17 protein-coding genes are annotated in these 15,978 nt (G+C 56.9%); 9 read left to right on the forward strand and 8 right to left on the reverse strand.

Annotation, left to right across the window (positions count from 1 at the left end):
* The first annotated feature begins 2 nt into the window (after window positions 1-2).
* The 3 genes from JYG33_RS16085 to JYG33_RS16095 are packed head-to-tail and all read left to right on the forward strand — an operon-like array spanning window position 3 to window position 2,554.
* Window positions 3-893, forward strand: a complete 891-nt coding sequence (locus tag JYG33_RS16085; protein WP_009463182.1) for a sugar ABC transporter permease — start codon at window positions 3-5, stop codon at window positions 891-893.
* The gene (locus JYG33_RS16090) at window positions 893-1,735 is read left to right on the forward strand and encodes a carbohydrate ABC transporter permease (protein WP_189391652.1); all 843 of its coding nucleotides are present in this window, start codon (window positions 893-895) and stop codon (window positions 1,733-1,735) included. The genes JYG33_RS16085 and JYG33_RS16090 overlap by 1 nt, the downstream gene beginning before the upstream one ends.
* 9 nt (window positions 1,736-1,744) lie before the next feature.
* A complete protein-coding gene (locus tag JYG33_RS16095; protein WP_207873174.1) occupies window positions 1,745-2,554 on the forward strand; it encodes a phosphodiesterase in 810 nt (269 codons plus the stop codon).
* A gap of 103 nt (window positions 2,555-2,657) precedes the next feature.
* Here JYG33_RS16095 and JYG33_RS16100 read toward each other — a convergent pair whose 3' ends face one another.
* From JYG33_RS16100 to JYG33_RS16110, 3 genes are all read right to left on the reverse strand, one after another.
* The gene (locus JYG33_RS16100; RefSeq protein WP_207873175.1) at window positions 2,658-5,099 is read right to left on the reverse strand and encodes a TonB-dependent siderophore receptor; all 2,442 of its coding nucleotides are present in this window, start codon (window positions 5,097-5,099) and stop codon (window positions 2,658-2,660) included.
* Window positions 5,100-5,248: 149 nt separating this feature from the next.
* Window positions 5,249-6,244 (reverse strand): FecR family protein, encoded by a 996-nt coding sequence (locus JYG33_RS16105; protein WP_207873176.1) that lies wholly within the window; start codon window positions 6,242-6,244, stop codon window positions 5,249-5,251.
* The gene (locus JYG33_RS16110; RefSeq protein WP_207873177.1) at window positions 6,234-6,740 is read right to left on the reverse strand and encodes an RNA polymerase sigma factor; all 507 of its coding nucleotides are present in this window, start codon (window positions 6,738-6,740) and stop codon (window positions 6,234-6,236) included. The genes JYG33_RS16105 and JYG33_RS16110 overlap by 11 nt, the downstream gene beginning before the upstream one ends.
* Before the next feature lie 455 nt (window positions 6,741-7,195).
* On the opposite strand from JYG33_RS16110, the gene JYG33_RS16115 reads away from it, so the two are divergent.
* From JYG33_RS16115 to JYG33_RS16135, 5 genes are all read left to right on the forward strand, one after another.
* Complete coding sequence (locus JYG33_RS16115; protein WP_207873178.1) at window positions 7,196-7,903, forward strand: TerC family protein; 708 nt, start codon at window positions 7,196-7,198, stop codon at window positions 7,901-7,903.
* Between the two features lie 95 nt (window positions 7,904-7,998).
* Window positions 7,999-8,280 (forward strand): peptidylprolyl isomerase, encoded by a 282-nt coding sequence (locus JYG33_RS16120; RefSeq protein ID WP_009463196.1) that lies wholly within the window; start codon window positions 7,999-8,001, stop codon window positions 8,278-8,280.
* A gap of 383 nt (window positions 8,281-8,663) precedes the next feature.
* Window positions 8,664-8,930 carry a hypothetical protein gene (locus JYG33_RS16125; protein WP_153229006.1) on the forward strand — a complete coding sequence of 89 codons (267 nt, stop codon included), beginning with the start codon at window positions 8,664-8,666 and terminating at the stop codon, window positions 8,928-8,930.
* A gap of 3 nt (window positions 8,931-8,933) precedes the next feature.
* Complete coding sequence (locus JYG33_RS16130; protein WP_207873179.1) at window positions 8,934-9,395, forward strand: YaiI/YqxD family protein; 462 nt, start codon at window positions 8,934-8,936, stop codon at window positions 9,393-9,395.
* Window positions 9,396-9,466: 71 nt separating this feature from the next.
* Window positions 9,467-9,841, forward strand: coding sequence for a nucleotide pyrophosphohydrolase (locus JYG33_RS16135; protein WP_207873180.1), 375 nt, complete (start codon window positions 9,467-9,469; stop codon window positions 9,839-9,841).
* A 13-nt stretch (window positions 9,842-9,854) separates the two neighbouring features.
* On the opposite strand, the gene JYG33_RS16140 is transcribed toward JYG33_RS16135, so the two are convergent.
* From JYG33_RS16140 to JYG33_RS16160, 5 genes are all read right to left on the reverse strand, one after another.
* Window positions 9,855-10,496, reverse strand: coding sequence for an HD domain-containing protein (locus tag JYG33_RS16140; protein WP_207873181.1), 642 nt, complete (start codon window positions 10,494-10,496; stop codon window positions 9,855-9,857).
* A 115-nt stretch (window positions 10,497-10,611) separates the two neighbouring features.
* Window positions 10,612-11,586 (reverse strand): tripartite tricarboxylate transporter substrate binding protein, encoded by a 975-nt coding sequence (locus JYG33_RS16145; RefSeq protein ID WP_207873182.1) that lies wholly within the window; start codon window positions 11,584-11,586, stop codon window positions 10,612-10,614.
* Window positions 11,587-11,615: 29 nt separating this feature from the next.
* The gene (locus JYG33_RS16150; protein WP_207873183.1) at window positions 11,616-12,770 is read right to left on the reverse strand and encodes a mandelate racemase/muconate lactonizing enzyme family protein; all 1,155 of its coding nucleotides are present in this window, start codon (window positions 12,768-12,770) and stop codon (window positions 11,616-11,618) included.
* 436 nt (window positions 12,771-13,206) lie between these two features.
* Window positions 13,207-13,587, reverse strand: coding sequence for an RNA-binding S4 domain-containing protein (locus JYG33_RS16155; RefSeq protein WP_207873184.1), 381 nt, complete (start codon window positions 13,585-13,587; stop codon window positions 13,207-13,209).
* A gap of 43 nt (window positions 13,588-13,630) precedes the next feature.
* The gene (locus JYG33_RS16160) at window positions 13,631-15,139 is read right to left on the reverse strand and encodes an MFS transporter (RefSeq protein ID WP_207873185.1); all 1,509 of its coding nucleotides are present in this window, start codon (window positions 15,137-15,139) and stop codon (window positions 13,631-13,633) included.
* Between the two features lie 112 nt (window positions 15,140-15,251).
* On the opposite strand from JYG33_RS16160, the gene JYG33_RS16165 reads away from it, so the two are divergent.
* On the forward strand, window positions 15,252-15,890 hold the full coding sequence (locus JYG33_RS16165; protein WP_207873186.1) for a TetR/AcrR family transcriptional regulator: 639 nt from the start codon (window positions 15,252-15,254) through the stop codon (window positions 15,888-15,890).
* Window positions 15,891-15,978 lie beyond the last annotated feature (88 nt).

The following is a 15,978-nucleotide window of genomic DNA, read 5'->3' on the forward strand; positions in this document are numbered from 1 at the left end:
GAATGGCTGAACCATTGCGTGTGCTGCGTAAAGAGTGGGTATTTGCTTACCTCTTGTTGACGCCGCTGTTTGTGCTGCTAAGCGTGTTTGCCTTTATCCCGGCGCTGCACACGTTCTGGTCCAGCCTGTTGAGCAAAGGCACGGCTCGTCGTCCAGCCCAGTTTGTGGGCATGGACAATTACGATGCCATGCTGGCTGACCCGACCTTCTGGCTGGTTCTGAAGAACAATCTTTGGTACGCCGCCATTGTGATTCCGGTGTCCATGGCGCTGGCCTTGCTGATGGCCTTGTGGGCCAATCGGGCCATGAGCATGCGGGCCTGGGTGCGTTGTGCTTACTTCACGCCCACCATGCTGCCCATGATTGCGGCTGCAAATTTATGGCTGTTTTTCTATACGCCGGATCTGGGCTTGCTGGACCAGATCGCCAAGCTGTTTGGCGCAGGAGCCACCAACTGGTTGGGCCAGCCTCAAACGGCCCTGGGTGCCGTCATGGTGGTGACGATCTGGAAGGAAGCAGGCTTTTTCATGATCTTTTATCTGGCGGCCTTGCAAACCATCCCGCCGGAGCTGCGCGATGCCGCCCGCCTGGAAGGGGCGACACGTTGGCAGTATGGCCGTCGTGTGCTCTTGCCCTTGTTGGCGCCCACGACCTTGTTCATTTTGATCAATGCGCTGATCAACTCGGTCAAGCTGGTCGACCATCTGTTTATCCTGACCAAAGGCGGCCCCAATAATGCGTCCAAGCTGATGCTGTACTGGATCTGGGAAACGGCCTTTGCCTATATGGATACACCGAGTGCAGCCGTGCTGACAGTGGTGCTTTTATTGGGCCTGGGCGCCGTGGCTATTTTTCAATTCCGCTACGCTGAACGACGCGTGCACTACCAGTGATGAACATGGACACCGTTTTGACTGCACCCGGCCGCACTTTGCGTTTGCCGTCCCTGGACACGGTAGGGGCACATGCTTTGGCCCTGCTGTGGATTGCCCCTTTGCTCTATGCCTGCTGGGCCGCGTTTCGTGACCCGTCCGCCGCCTTGAGCTTTGATTGGAGCGCAGGCTGGACTCTGGATAACTTTGCCGCTGCCTGGGACCGTGCGCCCTGGTTGCGCTATATCTTCAATACTACGGTGCTGGTGCTGACCATTCTGGTCGGACAGTTTGTGCTGTGTACCCTGGCCGCTTACGCTTTTGCCCGTTTTCAGTTTTTTGGTAGCCAGTTTCTGTTCATGCTGCTGCTCTTGCAGTTGTTCATCCTGCCCGAAGTGCTGATCGTGGAGAACTACCGCATGGTGGCTTTGCTGGGCTGGACGGACACGGTCTGGGGCATGGGTGTGCCTTATATGGCCAGCGCTTTTGGCGTGTTCTTGTTGCGTCAGGCTTTCAAGCAAGTGCCGCGTGAACTGGAGGATGCTGCCCGTCTGGAAGGGTGCAGCCGCCTGGGCGTCTTGTGGCGCGTGTATGTGCCGCTGGTCAAGCCCGTGTATCTGGCTTATGCCCTGGTGTCGGTCTCCACGCACTGGAACAATTTCTTGTGGCCTTTGGTGATCAGCAGCTCTGACCACACCCGGCCTTTGACTGTGGGTTTATCCCTGTTTGGCGCACCGGAAAGTGGTGTCAGCATCTCACTGATCAGTGCCGCCACATTAATGACTATCTTGCCGCTTTTGCTGGGCTTTTTGCTGTTTCAAAAGCAGTTCATGCAGGCCTTTTTACGCGCCGGCATTCGTTAAGGAATTCTGATGAAGATCATCCAGTTTTCGGATCTGCACATTACCCCGCCCGATGGCCTGTTGTTTGGCTCGGACCCTCTGGATCGCTTGCGTAGCTGTGTGCAGCACGTCAACCGCCACCACGCCGATGCGGATTTGTGCGTGCTGACGGGGGACTTGACCCACGCCGGTCATCCACGTGCTTACGAGCGCTTGTGCGAAGGTTTGCAGGATTTGATTCCGCCTGTGCGTCTGATGATGGGTAACCACGATAGTCGCAGCGCTTTTCAGAGCGTGTTTCCACAAGCCAAGACCGATTTGCCCGGCTTTGTGCAGCACGCCGAAACCATGGGTGACTGGCGTCTGATTTATCTGGATACCTTGGAGGACGGCTACACCAACGGCTATTTGTGTACGCGGCGTCTGGCGTGGTTGCAGCAGGAGCTGGCGGCGCATAGCGGGCCGGTGATGCTGTTTTCCCACCATCCTTTACCTGCCTTGCAGTACCCGTCCATGGACTGGCTGCGTTTGAGCAATGCGCCGGATTTACTGCCTTTGCTGAAAGCGCACCCTGCATCCGTGCACTTGTTCTCCGGCCATGTGCACCGCTGTGCCAGTGGTGTGTGGAACGGTCTGCATTTTGTGACGGTAAATGGCACCAACCATCAGCACGAGCTGGATCTGGAACGGGAGGGGGCGGCAACCTCTACCTTTGAACCTGCCAGCTATGCCGTCATTCTGCCCAATGCTGATGGCCTGACCGTGCATTTCCAGCCCTTCGGTTACGAGGAGCTACGCTTTCCGTACACAGGCGATTTACGTGCCTTGAAGTGCATTTGATCTCCGCTGTGCACTAACAGCGCCGCCTTGTTGAACACGGCTCCCGATTCCTGGAGGCAATCCAGAGATCGGGAGCTGTTTTTACTATCTGGCCCTGTGCTGCTTAGAAGGAGTAGCGCAGATTCAGCATGGCATTGCGCGGTGCGCCGTAATAGCCGGTGTAGAAGGTCTGGTCCAGTGCGCTCAGGTACTTGCGGTTGAACAGATTGTTGACGTTCAAGGTTGCCGTCAATTGCTTGCTGAAGTCGTAGCGGCCCATCAGGTTGACCACGGCGTAGCTGCTTTGTTCTCCCGTGACGGTCTTGCCCAAATCCCACGGTGTGGCGGTGAAGTGGATCTGGCTTTGCCAGTTCACACCACCTCCAATCGTCAGGCGATTCCAGCTACCGGGCAGGCGGTACGTAGTCCACAGCTTGGCCATATGGCGTGGCACCAGAGTTTTGATGCGCTCACCCTGAGCATCTTTGGTCTGGCTGTAGGTATAGCTGAATGCCATGTTCCAGCCATCCAGCAACTCGCCCGTCACTTCCATGTCCAGACCTTGCGTCTTGGCACCTTTGACGGCGGTGTAGGCCGCTTCGCGAGTAGTGCCAGGGACGATAAAGCCACTGTCGGCCACCGCCAGATTGTCCTGGCGGATTTCGTACAGAGCGATGCTGCTGTTCAGGCGACCATCCAGCATCTCGCTTTTCAGCCCGATCTCGTAGTTATCGCCTTTGCGTGGGTCCAGAAAGTTGCCGCTGCGGTCACGGTAGCTTTGTGGTTTGAAGATGCTGGTGTAGCTGGCGTAGACGGAGTGCTCTTCGTTCAGGTCGTAAACAATGCCTGCATAGGGGGTGAAGACATTGTCTTCATTCATGGTCTTCAGGCTGTTGTTCCTGGCCAGCACCGGGTCGGGATACTGCTGGGATAGGCTGTAGCGATAGTTGCTGATACGAGTGCCCAGAATCACTGCCAGATCGTCACTAGGCTTCAGGCGCAGCGCGGTATAGCCGCCGTATTGCTTGACGGAGAGATCGTAGTCAAACAGTTTCTCGCCAGAGATAGTGGGGCGGGCGGGATTGTTGTCCCACTCGAACATATTGTTCACGGCCGTGCCTTCAATACCGGCGTAGCGCATGGGTTCATGGAAGTTGTCGTATTTGGACGAGTTAAAGCCCAGTACCAATTCATGTTCGCGTCCGAACAGTTGGAAGGGGCCTTTTACATGAACATCAAAGCTGGTCTGGCGCTGCTTGGCGCTAGATACGCCGCCATACAGTTTGACTCCCTTGCCGGTGACGGGGTCAGGGTAGCCCCAGGAAGCATCCGCCCGCTGACCGCTGCGGCGTCCTTCCATATGGTTCAAAGACAGTGCCAAGGACCAGTCGCTGGGTAACTGCTGATCCAGTTTCAGGAAGCTGTTGGTCACTTCCATAGTGTTAGTGCTCCAGCGAGCGCCAGGGCTGGTGTGGACGTCGTAATCAATCTGTTCGCCTGTGTTGTAGAACAGAGGCAGGCCAGAGCCGGTGGAGCCGCGTGGATCGTTTTTCTGATAATCCATGCCCAGCGTCACCAAAGTGGTGTCGGTGATATCTGCTTCCAGAACGCCATAGACAATATCTTTTTTGGTCTTGAAGTAGTCCATATAGCTATTGCCTTCCTGGTGTGCGCCCACCAGTCGACCGCGCAGACGACCGCTGTTGAGCAAAGGCCCGCTCAGATCCACTTGAGCCCGCATCTGATCCCAGGAGCCATAGCCCACTTCGGCATGACCTTGAAAGTCCGTTGTCGGACGCTTGCGCACCATATTGACGACGCCGGATGGGTCGCCTGCGCCGGTCAGCAAGCCGGAGGCTCCACGCAGTACTTCAACACGGTCATAAATCGCCATATCGGCCAGCCCCTGGGGGATGTTCTGGCTGACGATATCGGACAGGGTGGACAGGCCGTCCAACTGATAGTTGTCGATGGCATAGCCACGCGAGTAGATGGTGTAGCGGTCGCTGCCTATGTGCTGGATAGAGATACCAGGCGCTTGTTGCAGCACGCTGCCGATATTGTCCAGTGACTGGTCTTCAATCCGTTGGCGTGTCATCACACTGACGGTCTGCGGGGTTTCACGCAGCGTCATGTTCAGCTTGGTGGCGGTGGTTGTGGCGCCGTGACTGGCGTAGGTCTGGCTACCCTCGGTGACGGGCAGGCGACGGCCCACAACCCGCACTGGCGCCAGCATGGTGGCGTCGGCATTGGGGCGCGACAAGGTAATCGTATTGTTCTCGCGCCGGTACTCCAGTCCCGAACCTTGCAGCAAGGTGCGCAGTGCCTCTTCCGGGCGCATCCGGCCCTGAATAGGTGTCGTGCTCAAACCTTGAACCAGCGAGGGAGAGAAGAACACCTGTAGCTGGGTTTGCTCGGCCAGTTTCAACAGCGCTTCGGACAAAGGCTGGGCAGGAATGTGGATAGGCACAGGGTTATCTTGTGCCAGGGCGGGGGCACTGGCGCTGGCCACCATCAGAGCAAGCAGGACTGGGCGCAGGCGGGGTAGAAAAGTGGTTCGGTTCACGGTAGCGGTTCAGAGTAGGGGTCGGGCACCGCAGTGCCCGGATTCAGATATGTTCCTGCAAGCACGACATTGAGGAACGCTGAATCTAAATACGAGTCAGTCTTACTAAACCCCTCAGGCTGAATCGATTTATTTGAAACTAATTGTAATTACGAAGCGCTCACCAGAATGATGCTGCCGTCGTCCTGCGTTCGGGCTTGCAGGGGCAGGATTTGTTGCAGAGCCTGGAGCACGGCACTTTGCTCATCCAGCAGGAAGGAGGCCGTGACACGTTGCTGGCCGAGTTTGGCCTCGGCGATACGAATGGGCTGTTCGCGGTAGCGGTTAATTTCCGCCACCACCTCGGACAAGCTCATGTCGCGCACAATCAGGCGTCCTTGTCGCCAGGCAGTGGCAGCGGCGACATCGACGTCTGTCTGAATGCTCAGGCCTTCTTCGGGGGAGATTGTGGCTCCGGAGCCCGCAGCCAGATAACGGGTCTGGCGATTCCACCAGCGGCCACTGGATACTTCCACATTGCCGCTTTCAACCAGGACTTTGACCTGCTCCGCATCGCGTCGCACGGTAAAGCTGGTGCCGGTAACGCGTACTTGAGTTGTCCCGGCTTTGACGGTGAATGGGCGTTGGGGGCAGGATGCGACCGAGAACATGACTTCGCCCTGAATCAAGTGCAGATGGCGGCTGTCTTCATAAAAACGCAGTTCGGCTTGTGTGCCGGTATTCAGTTCCAGGCTGGAGCCGTCCGGCAGAGGAACCCAGCGGCGCTCGCCCACACGTGTCTGCAAGGAAGCGGCATAGACGGCTTGCGGGCTTAATACGAGGCTGGCCAGACCTGCCGAACCCGCCACCGCGACGAGTGCCCCGGCATTGCGGATCAGTTTTCGACGGCGCAGATCAGGCCGGACGGGCACTGCTCCTCCGTATAAAGAGCTGACCAGATCCTTGTCCAGGGTACTGGCCAGGGAGCTGAGCTGTTCCAGCGCCATGAATTCACGCTCGTTTTCCGGGTCGGCTTGCAGCCAGTCGTCCAGCGCTTGTTCATCGGCAGGGGTGAAGCGGCCTGAATGCAGGCGCGCCGACCATTGGGCTGCCGCCTCGGCGGGGGAGGTGGCATCACTGGGATAAAAAGAGGATTCAGAACTCATCGCGCAGACGCTCGCGGACAAACTGGCTGGCCAGCGCAATGTAGCGCTCCACACTGGCAAGTGACAGTTTCAGATGACGGGCAATTTCAGCTTGGGTCCAGCCTTCTATGCGATTCAGCACGAAAGCCCGTCGGTGATTCAAGGGAAGTTCTTCAAGAGCGGCGACCAGGGCCTGACGCAGTTGCTCGGCGCTGGCATGGGCGTCGGCCCCATCGGTGGTGGGGTGAGCCTCTTCATGCAGCTCGTCCCAGGCCAGGTGCTGGAAGCGGCTGTTGCGACGCCACAGATCAATCGCCCGATGGCGGGCGGAACGATACAGAAAATGGCGGGCATGGGCCGCTGTCAGTGTTTTCTGATCTTTGTGAAGCAAGGCCTCAACGGCATCGTGAGCCACGTCCTCCGCGTCCGCAGAGCCACCAAAGCGGCGCAGGCAGGACTGCATGAACTCGCCATAACAGGCCAGCCAGCTTTTGCGGGAGAGGTCCGAGTTGGACATGAGGACAGGGGATCGAATGACAAAGAGCAAATTATTGCAAATAGTTCTCATTAACTCAATGCTGACTAATTCTGATCTGTAGGGGCGGTGAGGTTGCCATGCAACGCCGTGTGGCAAGCTGCTCCGAAAAACAGGCATGTTCGGCGAAATGCTTTGTTGTTTCATACAAGATCGTTATACTTGCGAACTATCAGGGGGAGTAGCTTACTTTCCGGAGCATCGTCATCACGGCAATCTGTGTTTTTCTCACATATTCCCGGTGCCCGGGCAACCTTAGGGTTGCAAGCAAGACCTTGCCATTAATGGGCAAGGTGTATCCTCTAAAAAGATATGGCCTGCGTCCTTAATGGATCAGGCCATTTTTGTTTTGTACAAGGTTGTCATTTTTGCCTTGTATAGTTGCGCAAGATGGTCGTCAGCTTTCAATCAAACAATATGAAAAGGCGGTCTTACACATGATGGAGTTTTTGCAAACAATGAGTTGGGCGGCAGTATTTCAGATCATCCTGATCGATATATTGCTGGGGGGCGATAACGCTGTGGTGATTGCATTGGCTTGCCGTAACTTGCCCGCCAAGCAGCGTGTTAAAGGTATTTTGTGGGGTACAGCCGGTGCCATTGGCCTGCGCGTGGTCCTGATTGCCTTTGCCCTGACCTTGCTGGCCGTGCCTTACCTGAAAGTGGTGGGTGCTCTGTTGCTGGTCTGGATCGGTGTGAAACTGCTGATTCCTGAGGACGAAGGTCACGGTAATGTGGAAGGTAGTGCCACGCTGTGGAAGGCCGTGAAAACCATCATCATTGCCGACTTTGTCATGAGCCTGGATAACGTCATCGCGATTGCTGGTGCCGCTCAAACTGCAGATCCGGATCACCAGATCGGCCTGGTTGTGTTTGGTCTGGTCGTTAGTGTGCCTATCATCATCTGGGGTAGCACACTGGTTCTGAAGCTGATCGATCGCTTCCCGTTCGTGGTGACCCTGGGCGCTGCGCTGCTGGGCTGGATCGCCGGTGGCATGATCGTGACCGATGTGAAGTTTGTCGAATACTTCGGCGTTGCTTCCACCAGCACCAAGCTGATTGCTGAAGTGGTCGGCGCCTTGCTGATCGTGGCTTTGGGTCATGCCCTGGCTGCCCGCAAGCGCAAGCAAGTAGCCCAAGCCTGAAATTGAAACAGCAGGTGTAGAACCGTGTCGGGGGCTTCGCGTCCGGCATGGTTCTGGGTTAAGCTCGAACGATTTTCTAAAAAAAGGAGTACACCATGGCACAAGCCTCCGCACGCCACATTCTGGTCAGCACCGAAGAGAAAGCGAATGAACTGAAAGCCGCTATCGAAGGTGGTTCTGACTTCGCTCAGGTGGCCAAGGAAAATTCTAGCTGCCCATCGGCCCGTATGGGCGGCGAGCTGGGAACCTTTGGCCGTGGCCAAATGGTCCCCGAGTTCGATCAGGTTGTGTTCAGCGCCCCCGTTGGCGTTGTACAAGGCCCCGTCAAGACTCAGTTCGGCTACCACCTGGTAGAAGTGACTGCACGTCAGGACTGATACGATCAGGCCAATGAAAAACCCGCCTCGGCGGGTTTTTTTTTGCGCATGCTGGTGACGGGTGACGAGTGACGGGTGACTGGTGACCGGCGACTAGTGATTAGGACTCGGACTTGGCTGTTGTTGGGGCTGACAGGCTAGGGAAAAATTGAGTTGCCTTTAAAACCGACGCGGTGCCCAATAAAGAGGCTGTTTTTTGTTTCTTTCCTTGTGCATCAGGTCTGCTCATAGAAACTAATGCTTTGATTCTCGGGGCTTATACATAAAAAGTCTGGACATTTGCCTGCAAGCTGCGCAGTATGCCAGCCATACCGGCTCACGGCCTTGTCGCCGTGTTATTCGCTTACCGTGAGCGAACCAGCCCATTCTTATAAAGAAACCCGATGAAACGCACCGATATGGAAAAGCTCAGCGCCGTCAAACTGCTGAGCAATGTAAAGAAAGCAGGTACACCGCAACGCTTTGCGGGTGATTCCGCCGTGGCCGATCGGCGCGAACAACGTCGTCTGGATCAGGCCGCTGGTCTGGTGTCCTTTCCCGTGAAGCTGACCCAGCCCGTCATTGATGCCGTGCGCGCTCGCGCTGCCGAGCAAGGCGTATCGACCAATGAAGTGATTGATCGCCTGCTGGCTCAAGCTCTGGACCTGTAATCCATGCAGATTTGGGTTGATGCGGACGCCTGTCCCGTCGTCATCAAAGAAATTCTGTACCGTGCCGGGCAACGCTGGAGCCGCCATGTGATCCTGGTGGCGAACCAGATGTTGCGCATGCCGCCATCGCCCTGGTTGCGCGCCGTGCAGGTGGCGCGGGGCTTTGACGTGGCCGATGACTACATCGTCCAGCACGCCAGTGTGGGTGATCTGGTGATTACCGCCGACATCCCCCTGGCCGCCCAGGTGCTGGAGCGCAAGGCATTGGTCCTGACCCCCAGAGGCGAACGCCTGGATGCCAACAGCATAGGCGAGCGCCTGGCCATGCGCGACATGATGGAAGAGCTGCGCAGCACTGGTGTTGATATCGGCGGCCCGGCCCCTTTCAGTCAGGCCGACCGGCGCGAGTTCGCCAATGCCTTGGACCGTTTGATGATGAGCCTGAAAACGGCAGCCAGATCGTAAACAGACTTGCCTTACCCCCAGCCCATGTGTGAGTCTGTCGCTGGATTGAAATTTTTAAAGTGAAGTACGCAATGACAGACTCCAAACGCCCCCTGATGAATTTGACTGGCCTGAACGAGGCCGTCGCCCAGTTCGCCCGCGAGCGTGAATGGGACCAGTTCCATAGCCCCAAGAATCTGGCCATGGCGCTGACCAATGAAGTGGGCGAGCTGATCGAAATCTTCCAATGGCTGACAGAAGACCAGTCCCGCGAGGTTGGTAAAGACCCGAAAACTGCCGAAGCCGTGCGCGATGAGCTGGCTGACGTGCAGATCTATTTGAGCCGTCTGGCAGTCGTTCTAGGTGTGGATATGAACGAGGCGGTCACGAATAAGCTGGTGAAAAATGCCCAGAAATACCCTGCCGATAAGGTGCGGGGGACGAACAAGAAATATACGGAGTTGTAAGAGGAGCCAGGACTTACAGCTCTCCTAGCATTTCCTCTACAAACCGCTCCATCCGTGCGTGCCGCTCACGCGCGATTTCTTGTCCGCGCTTTGTCTGAAAACCCTCGGCCAATTTGAATAATTTGGCCGGGAAGTGATCCAGCGCGTAGCGCTTGTCATCCAGAGGGCGATTCTCTGCTTTTGGATCTTCTGGCTCGTACAAGCTGGAGCCCATTCGTCCCGCTGTATAGAAGCAGCGAGCAATGCCTAGAGCACCAATGGCATCCAGGCGGTCTGCATCCTGCAAGATGCAGGCTTCCAGGCTGGCGGGCGGTATGTTCGCCGAGAAGCTGTGGCTTTGAATGGCTTGTCCCACGGCTTTACAGTCCTGCTCGGACCAGCCCATCTTGGCCAGGATGTGTTGCGCCTGTTCGGCTGACAGAGTGGAGGCGCGAGAGCGCAAGGGCGAGTTCTTTTCTACCGCAACGCAGTCGTGCAGCACCGTCGCTGCCAGCAAAATCCGCAGATCCCCACCTTCTTTTTCCTGAATCGCACAGACGTTCTTCCAGACCCGTTGCAAGTGCGTCTGGTCGTGGGAACCGTCGTTATGACTGGTGCTGCTGTGGGGCAGGAGCTGGGCGGCAAGCTCTTCAAAGGGATGGAACAGGCTGGACATGGCTATGGTTCGCTGTAAAGGGTGCCACAGCATAACGCGAAGCAGCAGGGGCAGGACAGGTTCAATAAAAAGGGCTGCCACGGGCAGCCCTTCAGGGGAACTGAAGCCTTTAGAACTAAAAGTTGCTCAGCCCCAAATCACGGACTGAATCGGCCCAATAGTTCAGATCCTGATCCACATACACCGTGAATTCGGCTGGGCTATTGGTGACCAGGGTCGCTCCGTTTCCATCCCAGATTTCCTTGATCTTGTCGGTGTTCAAGGCCCGGTGGATGCTGTCTGCCACGCTTTGTACGGTGGCATCGGGCACATCCCCCTGCATGAAAATCCCGTACCAGGTCTGGGCACTGATTTCATCCATGCCCAATTCGTTCAAGGTAGGGACATCCGGCAGGGCAGGAGCGCGTTCCGGGCTGGAGACCGCCAGGGCACGCAAGCGGCCATTGCGTATCTGTGCCACAGCGGACGGCATGGTCTCGAACATGAAGTCCACTTGATCGCCACTGATCAGCGCCATGACGGCTGGGCCGCTGCCTTTGTAATGCACGGCGGTCATGGTGGTGCCGGATTTCTTTTCCAGCTTGCCGGCCATCAGATGCAGCATGGTGGCGACGCCACTGGTTCCATAGTTCACGCCAGCGCCTTGCTTGGCCGCAGCCAGCAAGTCATCCACGCTGTGATAGGGCGAATTGGCGTTCACCACCAGCACATTGGGCATGGCGGCAATCAGGGTGACGGCTTTCAGGTCTTTGCGTGTGTCGTAGGGGAAGTTCTTCAACACCGCAGGCGCAATCATGTGATGCACGGCACCAAACAGGAGCTGATTGTCTGCGGGGCTGGAGTTGGCCACCATGCTGGCACCCAGCACGCCGCCTACGCCTCCTTTATTTTCCACAACAACGGTTTGACCAATTTCATTGCCCAAGGCTTCGGCCAGGGGACGAGCCAGGGTATCGCCCGAACCGCCTGCGGCAGAGGGGACGATCAGCCGCACCGGGCGCTCGGCCCAGGCGGGGGGAGCTGCCCAGCTTTGGGGCGCGGCAGCAAAGATAAAACTGAGGGCAAGTACAACACGGGACCAGGGTTTCATGTCTGTTTACCTCCTCGGTAATAGTCGGTTTAGCCTTTGCCGGAGCCCAGGCTGCCGGGGTTGCTGCGCAGCTTGTCGATTTGATCTTGTCGTGGTGTCAGCCCCAGGCCGGGGGCGTCGGGCATGCGCAGCCAGCCCTGTTCGGGTTGAGGCAGGCCGGTGTAGATCTCGGCCATCATGGCGCTGGCCGCCAGGTGCCATTCCACATCGCCGCCGTTGAGCAAACCGCAGTGCAGGTGACCATTGTGGGAGGGGAATGCCCCGCCATTGGCGACGGAAGCGTTAAAGCTTTCTGCCAGGGCGAAGATCTTGCGGGACTGGGTGAAACCGCCGGAGATCAGCACGTTGGGCTGCAGAATATCCACGGCTTGCTGCATCAGCAGATCACGGAAGCGATAGGACTGGCCTTCGTTCTGGCCAGCGGCAATGGTGATGCCTGTGCTTTGACGCAGCTCGCGCAGGCGGCCCGTGTCGTTCTGGGTGATGGGCTCTTCAAAAAAACCGACGTCCAGATCACGGGCATGGCGGGCTATGGCTTTGGCGTGCACATAGTCCAGGCTGCAATTGCCGTCGATGTACAAAGGGATGTCGGAGGGAATGGCCTCGCGCACCAGACTCATGCGGCGCATGTCCTGGCGGATCAGGTCGGCTAGTGGGCGCGGTTCGTCGCGACGTTGCAGGCCGTGATGGCCCACCACCATCTTCAGGCCTTTGAAGCCTTGATCCACGCAGTCGCGAGCGACTTTGACCAACTCTTCTTCACCCAGAAAGGCAAAGCCGAACGTCGCGTAGGCAGGCACTTTCTCACGGGCACCGCCCAGCAGTTTCCATACCGGCAGACCCAGGGCTTTGCCCTTGATGTCCCAGAGGGCGATGTCCAGGGCGGAGATGGCATGCATGGCATAGCCCGTCTGGCCGCGGGGGCATACGTTCCAGTACATGCGATCCCACAGGCGTTCGGTGTTCAAAGGGTCTTGCCCGATCAGGTCGCTGGCCAGAATATCGTTAATGGTGCTGGCAACGGGATGCTCTTCAGTGATGGCGCTCAGGCCATAACCCGTGATGCCTTCATCCGTTTCAATTTCCACATGACAGATCGCCAGGTTGCTCGGTTTTTTGATGCCAGCGCTATTGAACTGAAAAGGCACGTTCAAGGGAATTGCGCGTACTGCCGTGATTTTCATTTTCCTGTCTCCTCACGTTTTTTGAATGCGTTTGCATGTAATTGTTTTAGGTTTATAGCGTTTTGTTGCAAGCGCGATCAATGGTGTAAACCCTTGATTTTATTGATATATAAACTCGTAATCTGATATATCAAAAAGGGTTTTCGGAGCTATTTGGAAGCTCTTTAGTAGAGGGTTTTCAACATCGGGAGATTCTTTGGGAGACGGGAGCCCAGACCTTGTATGCGGTGCTTGGACGCAGCGCAGGGGCTGGCTGAGTAAGTGGGCAGACAGGGCTGGGAGGAGGCAAACAGGAGCGGGTTTTACTCTCTGTCCAGATCGTTGTGAAACGCTGTTGATAGACAAGCCGAAAGAACGATGCACAAAAAAAAGCCCTGCCAAGCAGGGCAGCTTGGCAGGGCTTTTTCAGTATCGCGAAGGATGAGGAGCGAGCGGTCTATTTACCCCGTAGCAACTGCATCTGACGACGATCTTTTTTGGTCGGGCGGCCAGCATCAAAATCCAGCGCAGGCTCGGGTGCCAGACGGCGTTGTTCGGCTGCCTGTGTGCGTCGTGTGCTGCTTTCTTCTGTCTCTTGATACAACTGACGGGCAACCGGGGCAGGGCCACGTACGCCGCTTAAGGCGGTGACATGAACCTCCATGGCCGGAGTTTCTTTGCGAAGGGTAATCACATCACCAATCGATACTTCGCGGGCAGGCTTGGTCGTTTGCTGATTCAGCAATACCCGCCCTTTGGTGATCTCTTCAGAGGCTAGGCTGCGCGTCTTGTAAAAGCGCGCGGCCCATAGCCATTTATCCAGTCGTAATTTATCCATGCGCTATTGTAAATCCAGGCCGGGCCAGTGGAACAGCGGGGTGTCAATGCAGTTCCACAGCCGCGGCGGGTGCTGCCTGAACGCGGGGCAAGCGCAGGCGTACCAATAACATCAGACTAATGAGGGCCAGCAAACCCGCCCAGAACATGACGCGGTGGAAACCGTCAGCCCAAGCGTGTTGAACCGCCTCCATCCAGAAGAAAGGGTCCGCCGAGGCGGGCAAATTCACCTGACCTGAGGTAATGATCTGATGCGCTTGCTCTACATTCGGATGGGCAGGGTCCAGGCGGCTGGACAGGGAGGTGACGGCTCCTTGGCTCATCAAGGAGGCCAGCAGGGCGACGCCTAGCGTCATGCCTGTTTGGCGTATGGCATTGGTCGTGGCCGAGGCCATGCCGGAGCGCTCGCGTGGCACCAGATTCATGACCAGGGTGCTGCAAGCCGGAACGGACAAGCCCATACCTACACCCAGTACGGCCAGAGCAAAACCGGCGAGCCAGTAGGATGCGTCGGGTTGCAGCAGCATCATTAACCAGGAACCTGCGGCCATCAGGCCAAAGCCGACGATCAGTACCAGCTTCAAGCCAAAGCGTTGACTTAGGGCCCCAAAGCGGGAGGCCAGCACGGCCATGCCGATGAATTGGGGAGCCAGACCCCAGCCGGTTTGTGTGGCGCTCCAGCCCAAGGCGTTCTGAAAGAACAGCGACAGGAAAAACACATTGCTATAGGCCGCGAAACCCAGCACAAAGGAAGCCACGTTCGCAGCACTGAAGCGGTAATCTCGAAACAGACTCAAAGGCAGTAAAGGGCGGGCAACTCGCGTTTGGGCGTAGATAAAGGCCAGGAACGTGACGGCGGCCAAAGCCAGAGACTGCACCGTTTCTGATGCGTGCCAGCCTTGTTCTCCGGCGCAGATCAGCCCATACGTCAGGACTCCCAGCCAGATCACGCTGAGCAATTGGCCGATAGGGTCAAAAGCGGCGTGTTCGGGGTGGGCAGATTCTTCAATCCCCCACATGCCCAAGGCCAGTGTCAGCAAACCCAGGGGCAGATTCAGGCTGAAAATAGATGGCCAGTCAGCCAGATCCACCAGTACACCCCCCAGAATCGGGCCCAGTACCAAGGCCAGCGCGCTGAAGGAGGACCAGCCGCCAATGACGCGGGCTCGTTGAGCCGAGTCAGGGAAGGCATGGGTCAGAATCGACAGGGCACCGGGGATCAATAGGGCTCCAGCCATGCCCTGCACAATGCGTCCCCACAGCAGGGCGGTCAGTGAACCGGCCAGGGCGCACATCATGGAACCGACGGTAAAGGCCAGCACCCCCAGCAACCAGCTTTTCTTGCGTCCGTAGCGATCACCCAAGAGTCCGGCAGACAGCATGAAGGCGGACAGGCACAGGGCGTAGGCATCCACAATCCATTGCAGCCCAGCCATATCGGTTTGCAGGGCTTGCTGCATACGGGGCAGGGCCAGATTCACGATGCTGATATCCAGGGTGACCATGAAAGTCCCCAGGTAAATGGCGATGGTTAGAGCGAGTCGGCGAGTCATAGTATTCGATAAATGAGAATTATTATCGATGACTATAAAATATTGACTGACTGTCAGTCAATAAAAATAAACAGGCTGGCTAAAATAGCGCAGTGATACCCGACGAGGCACTTTGTCGGGTTTTTCTGATACCTTGACGCCCATGACTGCAGCCAAAACACCTCGTACCCAACCCTCTGAAGTTCGCCGCCGGGATTTACTGGAAGCGGCCGCCACCTTGTTTTTGCAACAAGGGTTTGATGCGACCCCGGTCGATGAAATTGTGTTGCGGGCGGGCATGTCCAAGGGCTTGTTCTACCACTATTTCAGCTCCAAGCAGGAGATACTGGCCGCCTTGCGCGAGCAGTTCATCCAGCAGTTTCATGACCGCGTGCAAGGGGCGCTGGAGCAAGCGCCGGAAGATGATTGGGTGCAGCGTCTGGCCTGTTGGATTCGGGCTTCGGTGCAGGCGTATAGAGATACGCTGGAGATGCATGATCTGGTGTTTTCAGACCATATGCGCAGCAATTACCAGGGCGAGCGCAATACGGTGACCGAGCCGCTGCACACGATTTTGTGCGAAGGCCAGAAAGCCGGTGCCTGGTCGGTGGCCGATGTGGATTTGACCGCCTGGGTGATCTACCAGGGCATGCATGGTGCGGTCGACAATATGGGTCTGGAAACCCCGGAGCAGTGGGCCGCCATGGAGAACAATCTGGTGACTCTTTTTGTGTCTATGCTCGGGGCAACGCCACCCCACCAAAATACCTAGGCTGTTCTAGTCGCACTGGACTTCTGCACTCCGCATAAGCAGAACTGGCCTTGTTCTGATTGATGAACAAGGCCAGTTGCTGGATGAG

It is taken from the genome of Alcaligenes sp. SORT26 (assembly GCF_017377875.1).
In the GTDB taxonomy this organism is placed as follows: domain Bacteria; phylum Pseudomonadota; class Gammaproteobacteria; order Burkholderiales; family Burkholderiaceae_B; genus Alcaligenes; species Alcaligenes parafaecalis.